The sequence below is a fragment of the Lysinibacillus sp. NPDC096418 genome (assembly GCF_044762775.1).
Taxonomy (GTDB): domain Bacteria; phylum Bacillota; class Bacilli; order Bacillales_A; family Planococcaceae; genus Lysinibacillus.
In genome coordinates this window covers 71,710-86,908 of the sequence record NZ_JBIWEY010000003.1, presented here as the reverse complement: position 1 = coordinate 86,908, position 15,199 = coordinate 71,710, and the positions used below count along the sequence as shown (strand labels likewise).

Annotated in this window: 17 protein-coding genes; all 17 read right to left on the bottom strand. The window is 33.5% G+C overall.

Features of this window, described 5'->3' with window-relative positions; all coding sequences use genetic code 11:
- Nucleotides 1-10 precede the first annotated feature (10 nt).
- On the bottom strand, nucleotides 11-406 hold the full coding sequence (locus ACIQZG_RS04730) for a flagellar protein FlaG (RefSeq protein WP_402754016.1): 396 nt from the start codon (nucleotides 404-406) through the stop codon (nucleotides 11-13).
- A 113-nt stretch (nucleotides 407-519) separates the two neighbouring features.
- On the bottom strand, nucleotides 520-1,740 hold the full coding sequence (fliB, locus tag ACIQZG_RS04725; protein ID WP_402754015.1) for a flagellin lysine-N-methylase: 1,221 nt from the start codon (nucleotides 1,738-1,740) through the stop codon (nucleotides 520-522).
- 154 nt (nucleotides 1,741-1,894) lie between these two features.
- Nucleotides 1,895-2,941 carry a pseudaminic acid synthase gene (gene pseI / locus ACIQZG_RS04720; protein WP_402754014.1) on the bottom strand — a complete coding sequence of 349 codons (1,047 nt, stop codon included), beginning with the start codon at nucleotides 2,939-2,941 and terminating at the stop codon, nucleotides 1,895-1,897.
- 286 nt (nucleotides 2,942-3,227) lie between these two features.
- On the bottom strand, nucleotides 3,228-4,130 hold the full coding sequence (locus tag ACIQZG_RS04715) for a class I SAM-dependent methyltransferase (RefSeq protein ID WP_402754013.1): 903 nt from the start codon (nucleotides 4,128-4,130) through the stop codon (nucleotides 3,228-3,230).
- 12 nt (nucleotides 4,131-4,142) lie between these two features.
- A complete protein-coding gene (locus ACIQZG_RS04710) occupies nucleotides 4,143-5,498 on the bottom strand; it encodes an MBL fold metallo-hydrolase (RefSeq protein WP_402754012.1) in 1,356 nt (451 codons plus the stop codon).
- Nucleotides 5,498-6,178: a WbqC family protein gene (locus ACIQZG_RS04705; protein ID WP_402754011.1), complete on the bottom strand. Its 681-nt coding sequence runs from the start codon at nucleotides 6,176-6,178 to the stop codon at nucleotides 5,498-5,500. Before ACIQZG_RS04705 ends, ACIQZG_RS04710 begins: the two co-directional genes overlap by 1 nt.
- 1 nt (nucleotide 6,179) lies before the next feature.
- Nucleotides 6,180-6,674 carry a GNAT family N-acetyltransferase gene (locus ACIQZG_RS04700; RefSeq protein WP_402754183.1) on the bottom strand — a complete coding sequence of 165 codons (495 nt, stop codon included), beginning with the start codon at nucleotides 6,672-6,674 and terminating at the stop codon, nucleotides 6,180-6,182.
- Between the two features lie 10 nt (nucleotides 6,675-6,684).
- Nucleotides 6,685-7,719 (bottom strand): UDP-2,4-diacetamido-2,4,6-trideoxy-beta-L-altropyranose hydrolase, encoded by a 1,035-nt coding sequence (pseG, locus tag ACIQZG_RS04695; RefSeq protein WP_402754010.1) that lies wholly within the window; start codon nucleotides 7,717-7,719, stop codon nucleotides 6,685-6,687.
- Between the two features lie 9 nt (nucleotides 7,720-7,728).
- The gene (locus ACIQZG_RS04690; RefSeq protein ID WP_402754009.1) at nucleotides 7,729-8,457 is read right to left on the bottom strand and encodes a cytidylyltransferase domain-containing protein; all 729 of its coding nucleotides are present in this window, start codon (nucleotides 8,455-8,457) and stop codon (nucleotides 7,729-7,731) included.
- Nucleotides 8,454-9,611 (bottom strand): UDP-4-amino-4,6-dideoxy-N-acetyl-beta-L-altrosamine transaminase, encoded by a 1,158-nt coding sequence (gene pseC, locus ACIQZG_RS04685; protein WP_402754008.1) that lies wholly within the window; start codon nucleotides 9,609-9,611, stop codon nucleotides 8,454-8,456. Before pseC ends, ACIQZG_RS04690 begins: the two co-directional genes overlap by 4 nt.
- Before the next feature lie 37 nt (nucleotides 9,612-9,648).
- Complete coding sequence (pseB, locus tag ACIQZG_RS04680) at nucleotides 9,649-10,611, bottom strand: UDP-N-acetylglucosamine 4,6-dehydratase (inverting) (protein ID WP_402754007.1); 963 nt, start codon at nucleotides 10,609-10,611, stop codon at nucleotides 9,649-9,651.
- Nucleotides 10,612-10,626: 15 nt separating this feature from the next.
- Entirely contained in the window at nucleotides 10,627-10,977 is a 351-nt protein-coding gene (locus ACIQZG_RS04675) for a hypothetical protein (RefSeq protein ID WP_402754006.1), read from the bottom strand.
- Between the two features lies 1 nt (nucleotide 10,978).
- Nucleotides 10,979-12,649 carry a motility associated factor glycosyltransferase family protein gene (locus ACIQZG_RS04670; protein WP_402754005.1) on the bottom strand — a complete coding sequence of 557 codons (1,671 nt, stop codon included), beginning with the start codon at nucleotides 12,647-12,649 and terminating at the stop codon, nucleotides 10,979-10,981.
- A gap of 104 nt (nucleotides 12,650-12,753) precedes the next feature.
- Nucleotides 12,754-13,569 (bottom strand): flagellin N-terminal helical domain-containing protein, encoded by an 816-nt coding sequence (locus tag ACIQZG_RS04665; RefSeq protein WP_402754004.1) that lies wholly within the window; start codon nucleotides 13,567-13,569, stop codon nucleotides 12,754-12,756.
- A gap of 335 nt (nucleotides 13,570-13,904) precedes the next feature.
- The gene (csrA, locus tag ACIQZG_RS04660; protein WP_402754003.1) at nucleotides 13,905-14,123 is read right to left on the bottom strand and encodes a carbon storage regulator CsrA; all 219 of its coding nucleotides are present in this window, start codon (nucleotides 14,121-14,123) and stop codon (nucleotides 13,905-13,907) included.
- A complete protein-coding gene (gene fliW, locus ACIQZG_RS04655; protein ID WP_402754002.1) occupies nucleotides 14,123-14,566 on the bottom strand; it encodes a flagellar assembly protein FliW in 444 nt (147 codons plus the stop codon). Before fliW ends, csrA begins: the two co-directional genes overlap by 1 nt.
- Before the next feature lie 17 nt (nucleotides 14,567-14,583).
- Nucleotides 14,584-15,147: a DUF6470 family protein gene (locus ACIQZG_RS04650; protein ID WP_402754001.1), complete on the bottom strand. Its 564-nt coding sequence runs from the start codon at nucleotides 15,145-15,147 to the stop codon at nucleotides 14,584-14,586.
- Nucleotides 15,148-15,199: the final 52 nt, after the last annotated feature.

Below are 15,199 nucleotides of genomic sequence, written 5' to 3'. Positions count from 1 at the left end.
TTAAACCATTTTATATTTTTTCATCAACAATCATACCGAGCATTTTTTGCATTTCATAAAAGGCATCTAAAAGCTTTCTCGGTGGGATTTCTTTCACGACTTCCTCTGTGTCACGATTTACTACCGTTACATAATAGCGTTCTAAGCCTTCATGATACATAAATTTCGAAGCACTATGATTCACTTCTAGCATTTCGTTCATCTTATTGACTGCCTCTTGAACTTTTTCCTTTGTTTCTTCGCTATTATCAGCCGGTTGTGTTTGCATTGTTGCTGTTGCATCTATCTTCTGTTTTTCAGCAGTTTCGCTTCCTTGCTTCACTGCTTTTTCAGGTGTAGGTACACTATTAGTAATAGGTTTACTTACACGAACTGAATCCATATCTACATTTCCTGAAATACGCATGCTTTCCATCCTCCTTGAATCTTATACAAGCGTTACTATTAGTAATATCGGACAAAAAAAAAAGAATTTCAGTTTTTCTTTAAAGGTTCAAGGGAAAACTGAAATTCTCAAAATTAATTTTTAATTAGGACAAACATATGCCCCATTGTTGTATAGCCCGACGATTCCATTCCTTCTCGTACACCTTTTAAATATACGGTGTTATGTTCTATCTCCTTTGCGAGCTGTTGAACACAGTTTACCACCATTTCTTTTGTTAACTTCTGTTCCTTTGCTGCAATACCAACTATATGTAATTTAATAAGATTGAAATGAATGACAAGCATCACATAACTTTCAAACAATGAGTTATAGTCATATGGAAATAAGTTTTTAAAAACATAATTCACAATATAATTTTCAAGCATATATTCTTGATCTTGCATAAATGGTTTATAAAAATTACAATATGATTCTTTATACTTTAAAATCGATTCTTCCATAGCTTGCAGTTCGTTAACTATATTTTCTTCAAAGCCCAAACCTTCTATAAATGATTGAAAAACTCCTATATACTTTTTCGAAACACCTCCATTAGATATGCGATATCTAATTAATTCTTTTGCTAAATTCAACTGGAAATTTAAGTTTCCTTTTATTTGCTTTAACGATGCGATGAATTCTTGATTATCTAAACGACTCAAATAATCCTGCATTATGACAGGTAATTCCTGCTCTAGTTCACTTGGCTTCAGCTGCTCAATTTTTTGAATAAATAATCCTAAAATAATTAAACGAATTTCAATGGAGTGTCGTCGATTTTGCATAAGCTGAATAGTAAAAATGCGTAGATCCCAAAAATGTGGATATTTTTCTAACCCGAGAACTTTATTCATTAATCCGCGAGTATTTTTAGGTTCCTCTGTCTCTATAAACCCTAAACCTTCTTCACGTAATAGAACAACTCTTGCGGCTTCAGGACAAGACAATGTTAAACTTTTTTCTGTAACATCACCTACCTGTGTCAAGTTTCTTGGATAAATGGCACAAGTATTACATAAAAATTCTTCCCCTAACTCCTTATGTATACTACAAAGTCCATCTTCTAAAATCATGTTGCAATTTTTATTTTCATCTAAAATAAATTTAGCGTAATTCGATTCATCGTTACTTTTCCGATTTCGTTTTGCATATTTTTGTAGTCTTCCCGCCATCTCTGGATGCTTTACTTTACGATAGTCTTGGTATGTTTTTTTATCTATTGTGACATTCCATCCAGCACAGCAAGTATCCTCACAAGCACCACCGATACAACTAAAGTCACTCAAATATTCTGGGATTAGTATAGGTCTCATTTTTTCCCTACTCTCTTCTAAAAATAGATTTATATAAATACACTAGCTTCGCATAAAAATTTAATGACACTTTCTGGTTTTATTTTTTTCTTTTTAGAAGAAAAATAAAGACACTCAAGCAAGGATAGTAAACATCTATTCTCTTACTATAACCTCACCATATTTTATCAAAACTTAGTGGTTGTCCTTTTTTCAGTTTGTCTTTTGACTTCTTCCCCAAAAGTAAATCATAGTATTTGGGTTCCAGACCATACCCAGGCCGAACAATTTTAATATTATCTTTTGTAAATTCCTCACCCGCTTTTATATCTTTTGATACATAAATGGAACGGCGGAATTTTAAAGACGCTTTTTCTTTCTCTGTTGGACCATAAGTCACTTTCCCCAATGCTAACCAAGCACTCTCTGTCTCTTCAACAAGTGCCTTCATTTCAGCTGGCTCCATTGAAAAGGCTGAATCGACACCACCATCAGCACGATTTAGTGTGAAATGTTTTTCAATGACTGTTGCCCCTAATGCAACACTTGCTACCGCTACACCAATTCCCATAGTATGATCCGATAACCCAATTTGTACATCATCAAATAGTTGTTTCATATGTGGAATTGTCAAGATATTTGTGTTTTCTGGCGTAGCTGGATATGTACTTGTACATTTTAATAACACTAGGTCTTTACATCCTGCTTCCTTTGCAGTTCGAACTAATTCATCTAATTCTGCTAATGTCGCCATACCCGCCGATACAATCATCGGCTTACCTGTAGATGCTACTTTTTTAATAAGTGGTAAGTCTGTATTTTCAAAAGAAGCAATTTTATATAAAGGTACATCTAATTCCTCTAAAAAATCAACCGCTGTTTCATCAAATGGGGTACTAAAGGCAATCATCCCTAATTCTTTTGCACGATCAAAAATAGGTTTATGCCATTCCCAAGGAGTATGTGCCTCATCATACAAATCATGAAGTTTTCTACCTTTCCATAGGTTTTCTTCATCTTTTATTATAAAATCCGGTGTATCTACATCTAATGTTATTGTATTCGCTCTATACGTTTGAATTTTCAAAGCATGTGCACCTGTTTTCGCTGCAACTTCAACTATTTCTAATGCACGTTCAAGAGATTGATTATGGTTACCCGACATTTCTGCAATTATAAACGGCTTTGTATGAGGTCCTATTTCGTATTGTCCAATTTTCATCATTTTCTACTCCATTCAAAAAATCCAAAATTTCACTTTCTGTTAATTTTACTAATATAACTTTGTGAATTTTTATGTTTTTCTATAACACCAGCTCTAAATTCTATATTAATTCTCACACCATTTTGCATAATCTTATGGTAGTGAAAATATAACTGCTACTATCTCATCTAAATATTTGACCTTACGGCACGGGTACTACATAAGTATAGTATATTCGTATCTTTAGCACTTTCTATTGCATCAGTATTGAATTCATATTTACTTGAATTATTTGCTTTCAAAGCTATACCTTAGGTTTTCTAGCAAACAAGATAACATCTCTCCCTAAACCTGAACTTGCAAATGCCTTATATAAATTTTGTTTAACTTCTATATTATTTTCTTTTAATAAGCTCATTTCAAATGTCTTTCTTTTAAAATGGCATTCCCTTCCTAATTCCGAATTACCAACAAATTTATCTCCCATGAGTAAAAATAATTCCATTGGAAAACTAGTATACTGATCTATAACTTCAAATCCATTATTCCCTAATAAAACTGTTAAACTTTTGAAATCAAAATAATTAACATGTTCTAATGGGCTTACCCACCAAGGTTCATAATTGTGATCTTTTACTAACATGTTTTGAAATGGATTAAAGTCATTCGGTACAGCAACACAAAAAATACCCCCTGGTTTTAATTGATTCCAAATAAGTTTTAACATTGTTTGTGGATGTGGAACATGCTCCAATACATGATTCATATGAATAACATCATATAGAGGGAGCTCCTGAATTAATTCTTCTGAGAAAAACTCATTGTGTACATTTAATGCCTGATTTTTACTGTAATTATAAGCTTGTATAGAAGGTTCAACACCTGTTTCAATCCAACCTTCTTCTTTCGCAGCTAATAAAAAATAACCTGTTCCAGATCCGATATCTAAAACATTTACTTTTTGTTTATTTTCAACATAATTTGAAATTTGTTTTATTCTTTCTTGATAGACTTCTAGCCACCAGACCTTATCTTCTTCTACTTTTTTTATATATTCTGGTTGTGCTTTTTCATAATACTCTTCGGTATACAGTTTTGCTATTGATTCATTTTTTGGATAGGGATAAACATGTTTAAACCCACAGATATTACACTCTATAATTTCATTACCGTTTTTTCCAACAATAATTTCACCATTACAATTCAACGAAAACGCCTCCTAGGTATGTAAATACGAAATAACATGATGAACTGCTCTATCAAATATATTGGGCTTTCTATAATAAGTAATAAATCCACCTAGCTCTGCATTATTCCAATGTGCTTGTCGATTCAAAATCATTTTCAACAATGAATACTCTAATGTCAGTTTTAGATACGGTTCCTTAAAATCCCCATCCTTAACCACACTTACCTCTCTACCGTCTAATGGAATTTCATATAAAAAATCTTGCCCCACATCGAGATAAATAGTAGTATTTATCTTCAAATCATAATATACTTCTTTCATTTTATAGTTCATTCTTGATTGAGCAATTTTCAATTCATCAATAAGGCTATGTCTTTCTTCAAATGAAACAAAGTATTTTTTTTGAAGAAATAAATACTCCTTTTTCCTTAAAATATCATTATAGTAAACATTCCGTTCTGCATCAGTTAAAGGCTTAAAATCCTCCGATTCTTCTCCTGTGGACAAATCAAAAAAATCTTCAGAGTTTAGTTGTACAATAATCGTATTAATATTTTTTTGAATTAATTTTAAACCTAACTCTGCTTTCACATTCTCTAATGGTGTTACTGCTCGATAAGCATTTAAATCAACATTTTCTCCTCCAAGTACCATTTGAGCAGCAAACGGAAGTACATACTTTGGTTGTAAATCTTTACAATAACTAACTGCTCGATCTAGGCACTTTTGACGAACTTTCTCTTTCTCAACTAACTTTTCGTCATCAGTAAAGTTATCAAATGATTGTGGATATGGACTAGCCGCATTATAACTTGTCATAAGGAAATCGACTTTTTTATATTGTTCTAAAATATATGGATTCATAGTATGAGATAACTCATAAGGACAATCATTCGTATTAACTACAACATAATCTCCTCCTTGAATAACTGCCATTGAATCAATTTGTAAGGAATGCTCATACAGTTGTGATACTTGGCAACCAAAAAACTTAAAGCAAATAGCTGGATCACAATTATCTGCTGCTAAAACTTCAATTGTAAACTTAGGAGCTACTTCAAATTTCGTTTTATGCTTAAGTTCATAAATATTTATAAAACCCATACCTTTCAAACGATTAAACACATGTTTTTCTTCATAACTATGTATGACAATCGGAATCTCCTTAGAGAAATGCTTTAGTGTTTCCGAATCTAAATGATCTTCATGAATATGAGAAATATAAATACAATCTACATCTAGATAATCATTAATATCTATATCAATTGGAGGATAGTGATATAGCCCCCCATAACAAATACTTTCACTCAGCCATGGGTCGCATAATAATTTCTTTCCTTCATGTTCAATTACAATACAAGCATCAGTTAAATACTTAATTTTCATTATAATATCTCCTCCATTTTTAAGAATCCCTGATTCGCAATATAATCTATGAATGATAAATAGGGAATTGTAGGTTTTTCGTTAAATTGCTTATAGATAAATGGTTCACTTTGTTCATAAGTAACAAATATATCTGATTGGGCAAAGAGTGCCTCATCTTCAATATATTGTTTAGAGCCAGCAGCACTGACATACTCAGTTGCACCCAATTCATTGCAAATATTAAGCAAATACGCTGACTTACTTCCATTAGCTTTTAATTCACTGCTTAAAATGAACTCTGGAGTTATATTAGCATTCTTAGCAGTTTCCTTTATCAATGCTATTGTAAATTCTGAAAGCTTATTTGTCGGCTCATTATAAAATTCAAGGATATATTCTAACTCTGAAAAATATGGATAATTACGATAAGCTTGCTCAATTGTTTTGTGATGTTGGGACTTCCAATTTGTACTTAAATCCATATAAACTTCATTAATTTTTTGATGCCTTAGACCTTTAGTAATACAAGGAATCGTTAATATTTTTTCTTGATTATGTAACGCGATTTTGTTGCGTTGTTGCCAAGATCTCTTCGCAAATTGAATATCATCTAGGAACACAAATGTATCTACTTGATTCATCATTTTAAAATAACCTAACCATGGTAGATATGTCGGCTGCATAATGGCGCATTTCATATTAGGATTCTCCCTTCCATTCTCTACTTAACATAGAGTACAGTAATTGATTACGAAAAACCCCATCCATTTTATGTGATTCTCGCTCAATACCTTCTTTAATAAATCCTAACTTTTCATATAAAGCAATTGCTGGAACGTTATCCTCAAAAACTTTTAGGTGAAGTCGATTCTTTTGTTTTTCCTCGAATATATATTTTAATACTATATTCATAGCAACTCCACCGATTCCTTTACCTCGACAACTCGAATCCCCAATATAAATTTGTAAAAATACTGACTCATGACGTTCATTAAAATCCAACACAATATTACCAACGTGTAGATTACAATATAATATACTTAAAACCTCAATATTCGCTCGTTTTTGAAGCCAATCAACATGTTCTTCTAAAATAATTTCTCTTGTAAAGCCAAAGTTTCTTTGAATTGATTTATTATTCAACCAATTAATTGTGTTTCTATATTCGCTAGGTTCTTGTTTTCTGACAATCACTTTGCTCAAGTTAATTTCTCCTTTCCAACTTTTTAATAATCACATCAGCAATACGTTTACTACCTTGTCCATCAATCAAATTTTTACCATTCTGAACTATTTCATTTTGCAAAACTATATTATTCAAAAACTCTGAAAACATTAGCACCTGTTCCAAAACCGTTTCTCTATTGACTTCCCCCAAATAAATGCCCAGTTTATCACTTTGAATTTTTTGCAGTATAGGAATTTGATTACTATTTGTAGCTAAGTAAGCACAAGGTAAACCTATGGCCATCCTCTCCCAGGTAGTCGTTCCAGGCGCACCTATCGCAATCGTACAATTACTCATAATTTTAGCCATATTTCCAGGGGCTACACTATAATTAAATCTTTCACCATAGTGAGTTTTAAGTTTCTTTAATGTCTCTTCATAAACAAAAGAGTTGCTAACCACTACATGAACTTTAACCTCGGCTATACATTCAAGAATCTTGTTACTATACAGGAAAGTATTATTATTGTTATCAGTTCCTCCAAAAAAAATATGAATTAAAGAATCTCTCATCATATTTTGCTTATGATGTTTTGTAAACTCTGACCTTAGTATTATATAAGGGCTACCTAATAATTTTTCCGTTCTTAGCATATTTTCTTTATAGAAATTAATTGATTCGGCTTTATAATTATTATCAATTAACAAATCCACATTATGCAATCTTGGTTCATCATCAATACAAATTAATAAATCCACATGACGTTTAATTAGTGTTTCCCATTGAATATCTAATTTGTAACTATCAACAATTAAAATATTTAACTGATTAATAAAATTGGTAAGTACATGTCTAGTTTGTTCATAGTCTAATTTAAAAGTAGTGTTAGTAATAAAATAAATGTCTATTCCTTTATTTTTTATAAGTTGTATTAAATCCTCTTCCAGCACAGCACTAATAATTACTACCTTAAATCCTCTTCTTTTTAACTCTTCAGATAAAGTAAGACATCTCATTACATGTCCTATTCCAATTTCCATAGAAGCATCCACTCTGATAAAAACATTCATACAATCACCTTATAATTTCTTTTGTTCAATATGCGCATTAATATTAAACCATTCCTGATTTTCTTCCATTATATTTACCGTATCCTGTAAGGTGAATTGTGGTTTTTTAGCATATAGAGCTTCAATAATATTTTTAATCAATTCAAAATCTTCTAATGTGTCAACAGTCCATCGATATTTACTGTAATCCGTATTATTCTTTACATGGCTAACTTTAAAAACATCTTGATTTGTATAGAAATAGGCAGTTACATGCTCACGGTCCCGCTCTAATAATGCTTCTTTATGTGCTTTTTCTAAAGCAACATATGTGAAAATTTCAGTATCTAAACCTCTTGGATATGTACGCTCTACTGTATTAGAGATATAATCATAATGACCAGATTCTAGAAAATACTGGATCGTTGTATCAACTACTTGTACATCAATAATAGGGCAGTCTGAAGTAATTCTTACAATAGCATCTGCATTGAACTTTACTGCAGATTCAAAGTATCTTGCCAATACATCCGTTTCAGAGCCTCTATGATAAGACACACCTTGTTGCTCACAAAAAGTAACTATTTTATCATCTTGTTCTTCTGTTGTCGTAGCAACGACAATTTCATCAATGAACTTACTACCTTTTAATCTCTCTAGTTGATATGAAAGCAAGGAGCGTCCGTTTACTTCTTTCAATATCTTACCAGGTAAACGCGTTGAACCCATTCTTGCTTGTATAATTGCTACAACTCTCATTTACTCACCTTCTCAAGCTCACCTATTACTGCTGCAATCACATCATTCACATCGCTATTCGTCATTTTCGGGAATAGTGGCAAAGTAATCATTGTTTCATATAACGCTTCTGCTTTTGGCATTGAGCCTTCTTTATAACCTAGTTTCTTATAATATGACAATGTATGCACTGGTATATAATGTACATTAACACCAATATTTTGCGCCAATAATGCTTCAAATACTTCCTTACGAGTCGCATTAAGCTTTTCAACATTTAATTGAATAACATATAAATGCCAGCTTGAATGACAATCTAAAAGTTGCTTCGGTGTTACTAAAAATTCATTATATTTAAATGCTTCATCGTACATTTGTACAATTTCGCGACGACGCTCAACAAAACGATCGAGCTTGCTCATCTGACTTATTCCCAACGCTGCCTGAATGTCCGTCATTCGATAATTATAGCCTAAAAATTGCATATCATAGTACCAAGGACCATCATTTTGAGTCATACTTTCTGCGTCTCTCGTAATACCGTGTGAACGGAATTGTAATAGCTTTTTATAATAGTATTCACTGTTAGTTGTGATAACGCCACCCTCACCTGTTGTAACGTGTTTTACAGGGTGAAAGCTAAACATCGTCATATCACTTAAGGCACCAATTTTACGTCCTTTATACTCAGCACCTAGCGCATGTGCAGCATCTTCAATAACAATTAGGTTGTGCTTCTTTGCGATAGCCTGGATTTCATCTAACTGTACAGGCTGTCCTGTAAAATGCACAGGAATGATTGCCTTTGTTCGCGGTGTGATATTTTTTTCAATTTCTATAGGATCTATATTATATGTATCTTCATTAATATCCGCAAAAACAACTATTCCACCCTCGTAACGTATACAGTTAGCACTAGCTGCAAATGTAATCGGTGTTGTAATCACTTCATCGCCCTCAGAGATACCAGCAGCAAAACATGCCCCGTGAAGTGCCGCTGTGCCATTTGAAAAGGCAACTGCATATTTAGCATCTACGTAATTAGCTACCTCTTGTTCAAAGCTAGCAATCGTTGGACCTGTTGTTAAGTAATCGCTTTTTAAAATATTTACAACTGCTTCAATATCATCTTCTTCTAACCACTGCTTACCATACGGTAAATAGTCTTCACGCATAAAAACTCTCCCTTTACAGAAAAAATGCAGTCAATGACTACATTTCTTCTACTAAATCTTTTAATTGTTCAATTGTTAACCAATCGGTATTATTATCACTTGTATAAGCAAATCCATCTGGAAGCGAATTGCCTTCAACATTTTTTTCTTGTGTCCACCATGAAAGTTCTGGAAGAATTGCATAGTACGAATCATATTCTACAGTATGTCTAGCATCGTCTTCCATAATCATTGCTTCATGCAGCTTCTCTCCCGGACGAATACCAATGATTTCGATCTTACATTCAGGTGCAATTGCTTTAGCCAAGTCTGTTACCTTCATACTCGGAATCTTTGGTACGAAAATTTCGCCACCTTGCATACGCTCTAAGTTATCAAGTACAAACTGTACACCATGATCTAAAGTAATCCAAAAACGTGTCATTCGTTCATCGGTTACTGGCACTGTACCTGTCTCTTTGATCTTCTTAAAGAATGGAACGACACTACCACGACTTCCAACTACATTTCCATAACGTACTACCGAAAAACGTGTTTTCTTTTCACCTACATAAGCATTAGCTGCTACAAACAATTTATCTGAAGCTAATTTTGTCGCACCGTATAAATTTACTGGACTACATGCCTTATCCGTTGATAGAGCTATGACCTTTTCCACACCACGATCAATCGCTGCTTCAATAATATTTTGTGCGCCATGAATATTCGTTTTCACTGCCTCAAACGGATTATATTCACACGCATCGACATGCTTCATTGCTGCTGCATGAATAACAATATCTACATCATCAAAGGCACGGTATAAACGGTCCTTATCTCGTACATCTCCAATGAAGAATCGGATTCGTTCATCTTGGAAATCCTGTTTCATTTCATATTGTTTTAATTCATCTCGGCTAAAAACGATGATTTTTTTCACACCAAGTGTCAGTGCTTTTTGGATAAACTTTTTGCCAAAGGAGCCCGTACCACCTGTTACTAATACAACTTTATCTTTCATGACGAAACCTCTTTATTAGTTTTTTATTATTACATCTGGAATTTCTGCAAAATACCCTGCTATTTCATATTCAAATAAATCTGCCACTAAAAAATAATCTTGTACTGACAAAGCTTCATTAATTTCTTCTAAAAAGCCAATAATTTTCTTTTCATCAAAAGAAGTAGGTATATCATTCAAACTAAAATGTTTATTTACAGCAATGATCCAATCCATTCCCTCTGCAAAATCTGTGATACTCCCCAGACCGTTTTTAATATCTTTTTGTCTAAAATCCTCAGCAATCTTTAGCGTACCTTGTTGAACTCTTTTTATATATGAATTATAGTCTTCCTTTAATTCATTTAAATCAATTTTCTCTGTCACTTTAGTCATTCCCCTTTAAATTAAGTTGTTCAATAAATTGTTCAATTTGCTTGACACTAGATGTATACAAATCTAACGCATATTTCTTTGCACGTATATTTGATTCAAGTTCAGTTTCATTCACTTTCGGTAAATACTCATGACTGCATCGATCAAAAATAGGCTCTAATAATGTTTCCATGCAATATTTTTTATATAAACTATTAACTTCTTTTTCAATTTTACCGATTCTGTTCAGCTCATCTTTAGTTAATTTTTGTCCTACTGATTTTTCAATGACCTGAATGCCTTTGTTCAGCAATTTTAAAATTTTAATATAATTTTCAATTTCTTTTTGTAAAAATTCATCTAAATTATTTGCCAGATTTTTATTTTCTACTTGCTCAACTTTAACTACTGTTTCATTTAGAAACTGTTTAATAAACTCAGCAAATGGTAGTTGTGAAATGCTCTGGATTTTCGCCCCACCCTCAGTACAATTCCAGATATTTCTACGTTCGGTATCTAGTAATGGCGGCTCATTATATGAATTTAACATGATTCTTAATGTTTGAGTAGTAACTACTTGTTCACCATAGTACCCTTCTACATAGAACTTTTTATCCTCTGACAGTTTTGTAGTATTGTGATTTCCTTTTACACCACTTGCATGAGATTGATCGTTCGTTAATGCTAAATCTTGTCCAATTAAAGCAATGGGCCCAGTGGTAATATACTTTGCTATTGACAGGGCATAGTGCGCGACAGAACCACCGCCATCTATAAGGGGAAGACTTTTAGAAAATCGCTTTTTAAAATATTGTTGATATTGTGGCTTTACAGAAGGAATAAAACCATAGCAATTGCCTTCAAAAGATTTTCGCACATTATTATGATTCGTCGGACCGTATATTAAACTCACATCTTTATTAAACTTTAGCTCCTCAAAATGTTGTGCATTTGGCTCGCCACCATCAACTGAAACAATATAATCTGGCATAATATCATTGGCAAGTAATGCGTTAATTGTTGAGCCGGCGCAAATTAAAATTACTCGTTCACGGTTCTCTTTTAATAATTTTAATTGCTTTGTTAATGAAGGTCCACCTGAAGCAATAACAACAGGAGTATTATATATTTCTTTTAAGGATTCCAAAGAAGCATCATTTTTTATATTTTGTGTATTTAATAATAAATTTCGTTGCCATGAATTCGCAAAGTGCTTCGCTGTTGCCATATTAGACCCTTGTTTAAAATGATTATTTTTAACTAGTTCCAAAACATTTTTCAGCTGTCGAGGAAATAGTTTATCATAATTTATTGAAGTAATAACATGTACATTCGTACTATAAGACGATAGCTGATCAATCATACTCACTACATCAGCAATATTATTTAAATTTGCATTGTATAGCCTTTTATATGTAGTACTTACAATATGTAATTGTTGATCGTCTACTAGCGGGTCTAAAACTAATATCGGTTCATTAAAATGCATTTTCTCAATTAATGTTTCAACGATATACCCTAATCCGTAGCCAAAAACAATATGTAAATGATGTGGTTTATATTCATTGCCAAGAAATCTCTCAGCCTCATTTAATGGATTGTATTTACTATGCAAATATAGGTCATTTACTTTGACTGTTTCAATCCCTATTTTAGAAATTTCTCTTTCTATACGTACATCCATACTGACACCTCTCTCACATATATTATCGGCTACGCTTCCATGAAATTAACTTTATTCAAAAAGAAAAACGGTCCCCTAATAGGAGACCGTTTTCCGACTAAAAATTATTGTAATAATTGTAATACGCCTTGTGGCTGTTGGTTAGCTTGCGCTAGCATAGATTGAGCCGCTTGTGTTAAGATGTTGTTCTTCGTGAAGCCCATCATCTCTTTTGCCATGTCAGTATCACGGATACGTGATTCTGCAGCTGTTAAGTTTTCAGAAGTTGCACCTAAGTTGTTAATTGTGTGTTCTAAACGGTTTTGAACCGCACCTAGTGCAGAACGTTGAGTTGATACTGATGATAATGCTTTGTTGATTGCAGTGATTCCTGAATCCGCAGCACCCTGTGTACTAATATCTACAGTAGCACCACCTAGTAATGTAGCGGCATCCATATTAGTGATACTAAGTTTAATTGATTGCTTTTCGTTAGCACCGATGTGGAATACTTTATCAGTAAATCCACCTGCTAATAAAGTTTGAGTGTTGAACTCCGTATTTTTTGCAATACGTGTAATTTCTGAAGCTAATGCATCAACTTCTTTTTGTAATGCTCCACGGTCTGCATTTACGTTTGTATCATTCGCAGATTGTACTGCTAATTCACGCATACGTTGTAAAATTGCGTGTGTTTCGTTAAGAGCACCCTCAGCAGTTTGGATTAAAGAGATTGAATCTTGAGCGTTTTTCGTAGCCATATCAAGACCACGGATTTGTCCGCGCATTTTTTCAGAGATTGCTAAACCAGCAGCGTCATCGCCAGCACGGTTTACTTTGTAACCTGAAGATAATTTCTCAAGGTTTTTAGAAGATTGCGTGTTGTTGAAAGTAAGGTTACGGTGTGTGTTTAAAGCTGAAATGTTATGTTGAATTCTCATTTGGAATTCCTCCTTGAATGTTTTTTGTCATTCCACATCCTTGTGGAATGCTGTAGGCTTTGGTCGTATTATGTACTTCCTCTGCCTTACACTATCTATATCGTACCTTTGACGGAATGTTTAATAGTTTTTATCGAATTTTTTTTATATTTTTTAAAAATAGCTCCTACTCTGATTTGATCTAATATTTCAAGCAACAAGTATGAATCCCCCTTGTAATAACCGTTGCAATATTCACCTTAACCATTTCCCTATTTTTTCTAGGAGAAGCGAATAAAATAGCCCTCAAAAAAACACCTACCACTCAAAAAAGATGATAGGTGTATTCACAAACATTACATTTTCTTTAATTGTTCAAAGAGGTTTGACGTTACATTTAAAGCTTCCTTATTTTGCTCTTGAATCGCCTCGAACACTTCTGAACGGTGGACCGTTACTAATTTTGGAGCTACGATGCCTAGCTTCACTTGATCGCCATCAACAGATAAAATTTTCACTTCTATATGGTCACCGATCATAATAGATTCATTCTTTTTTCTTGAAAGTACGAGCATTATTTAACACTTCCTTCAAGTGCACTTAACGAATAGCGTAATGGATATGCCTTGCTGTCACTTAGCACAAGCTGCTTACCTACTTTTTTCTTCATATTGATGACAACTGGTGCCAGTAGGTTCATTGTAGAATCACTTAACTTTTCTTTTAATGTCACGATGGCATATGTAACAAGATCTTCTTCTCGTTCTGCAATGAGTGCTTCGCTATCTTCTGTTGAAAGATCGAATGCATAATCTGGTTTGAAGACAAATGGGTACGCGACTATGAAGCCGAGGTCTGCGTTTTCAGTTGCTTGTAATAGCGCAAGCGGCAAATCCTGATCAAGTGGTAACAAGACAAACTTTGTAACATCTGAAAAACCTGGTATACCTTCTGAGAAAGTTAAAATATCCTCGATTGATATTTCTACCTCACCTAAAAATTTCGTAGCAATTTTCATATTGTCGTTGCGCTCCTTTATACTATTACGTCCGTTTGAACAGATGGTCTTTGTATCATTGTACCAGTTACATTACCTGGCGTGTATTCGTGAATCGGTTTATTCACCTGCACGTCAATTTTCGGCTTTTGTCTCGTAATATTTATGTCTGTTGTACCAGGCGTATAATCAATTTTCACAGAACCAATAGAAGGTACAAACTTTACATTAAATCGGACAGGATGTGGACCATGATTTTGTTTGGCTATGCCTTGGATAATGGCACTTCCTTGACCCTTCCCCGCATTTTCCATCATTTGTCGCCCTTCTCTTGCTATTCGAGCCATTCCTTGCAATGACATTTGTTTTCCTTTTTGTGCATAATTAGCTACTGATTCAAGCGGTCCAATCAAACCTAAATCCCTTCTTGCCTGTGAAGAATCAATCTTCAATACACTTTTTGTTGTACGAATGTCTATAATAGCTGCAGGTTGTTCAATTGATTGGGTTGCTCGTGGCTGTTTTATGTATTGCCGAGGTTTACTAATATTCAAATCAATTTTCGCATCCGTTGTTCGTATTTGAATTTGTGGGAATCTCATAGCTTTTCCTCCTTTCAAGAAAAGCGTTTGAACGAGTTGTCCAAACGCTTAG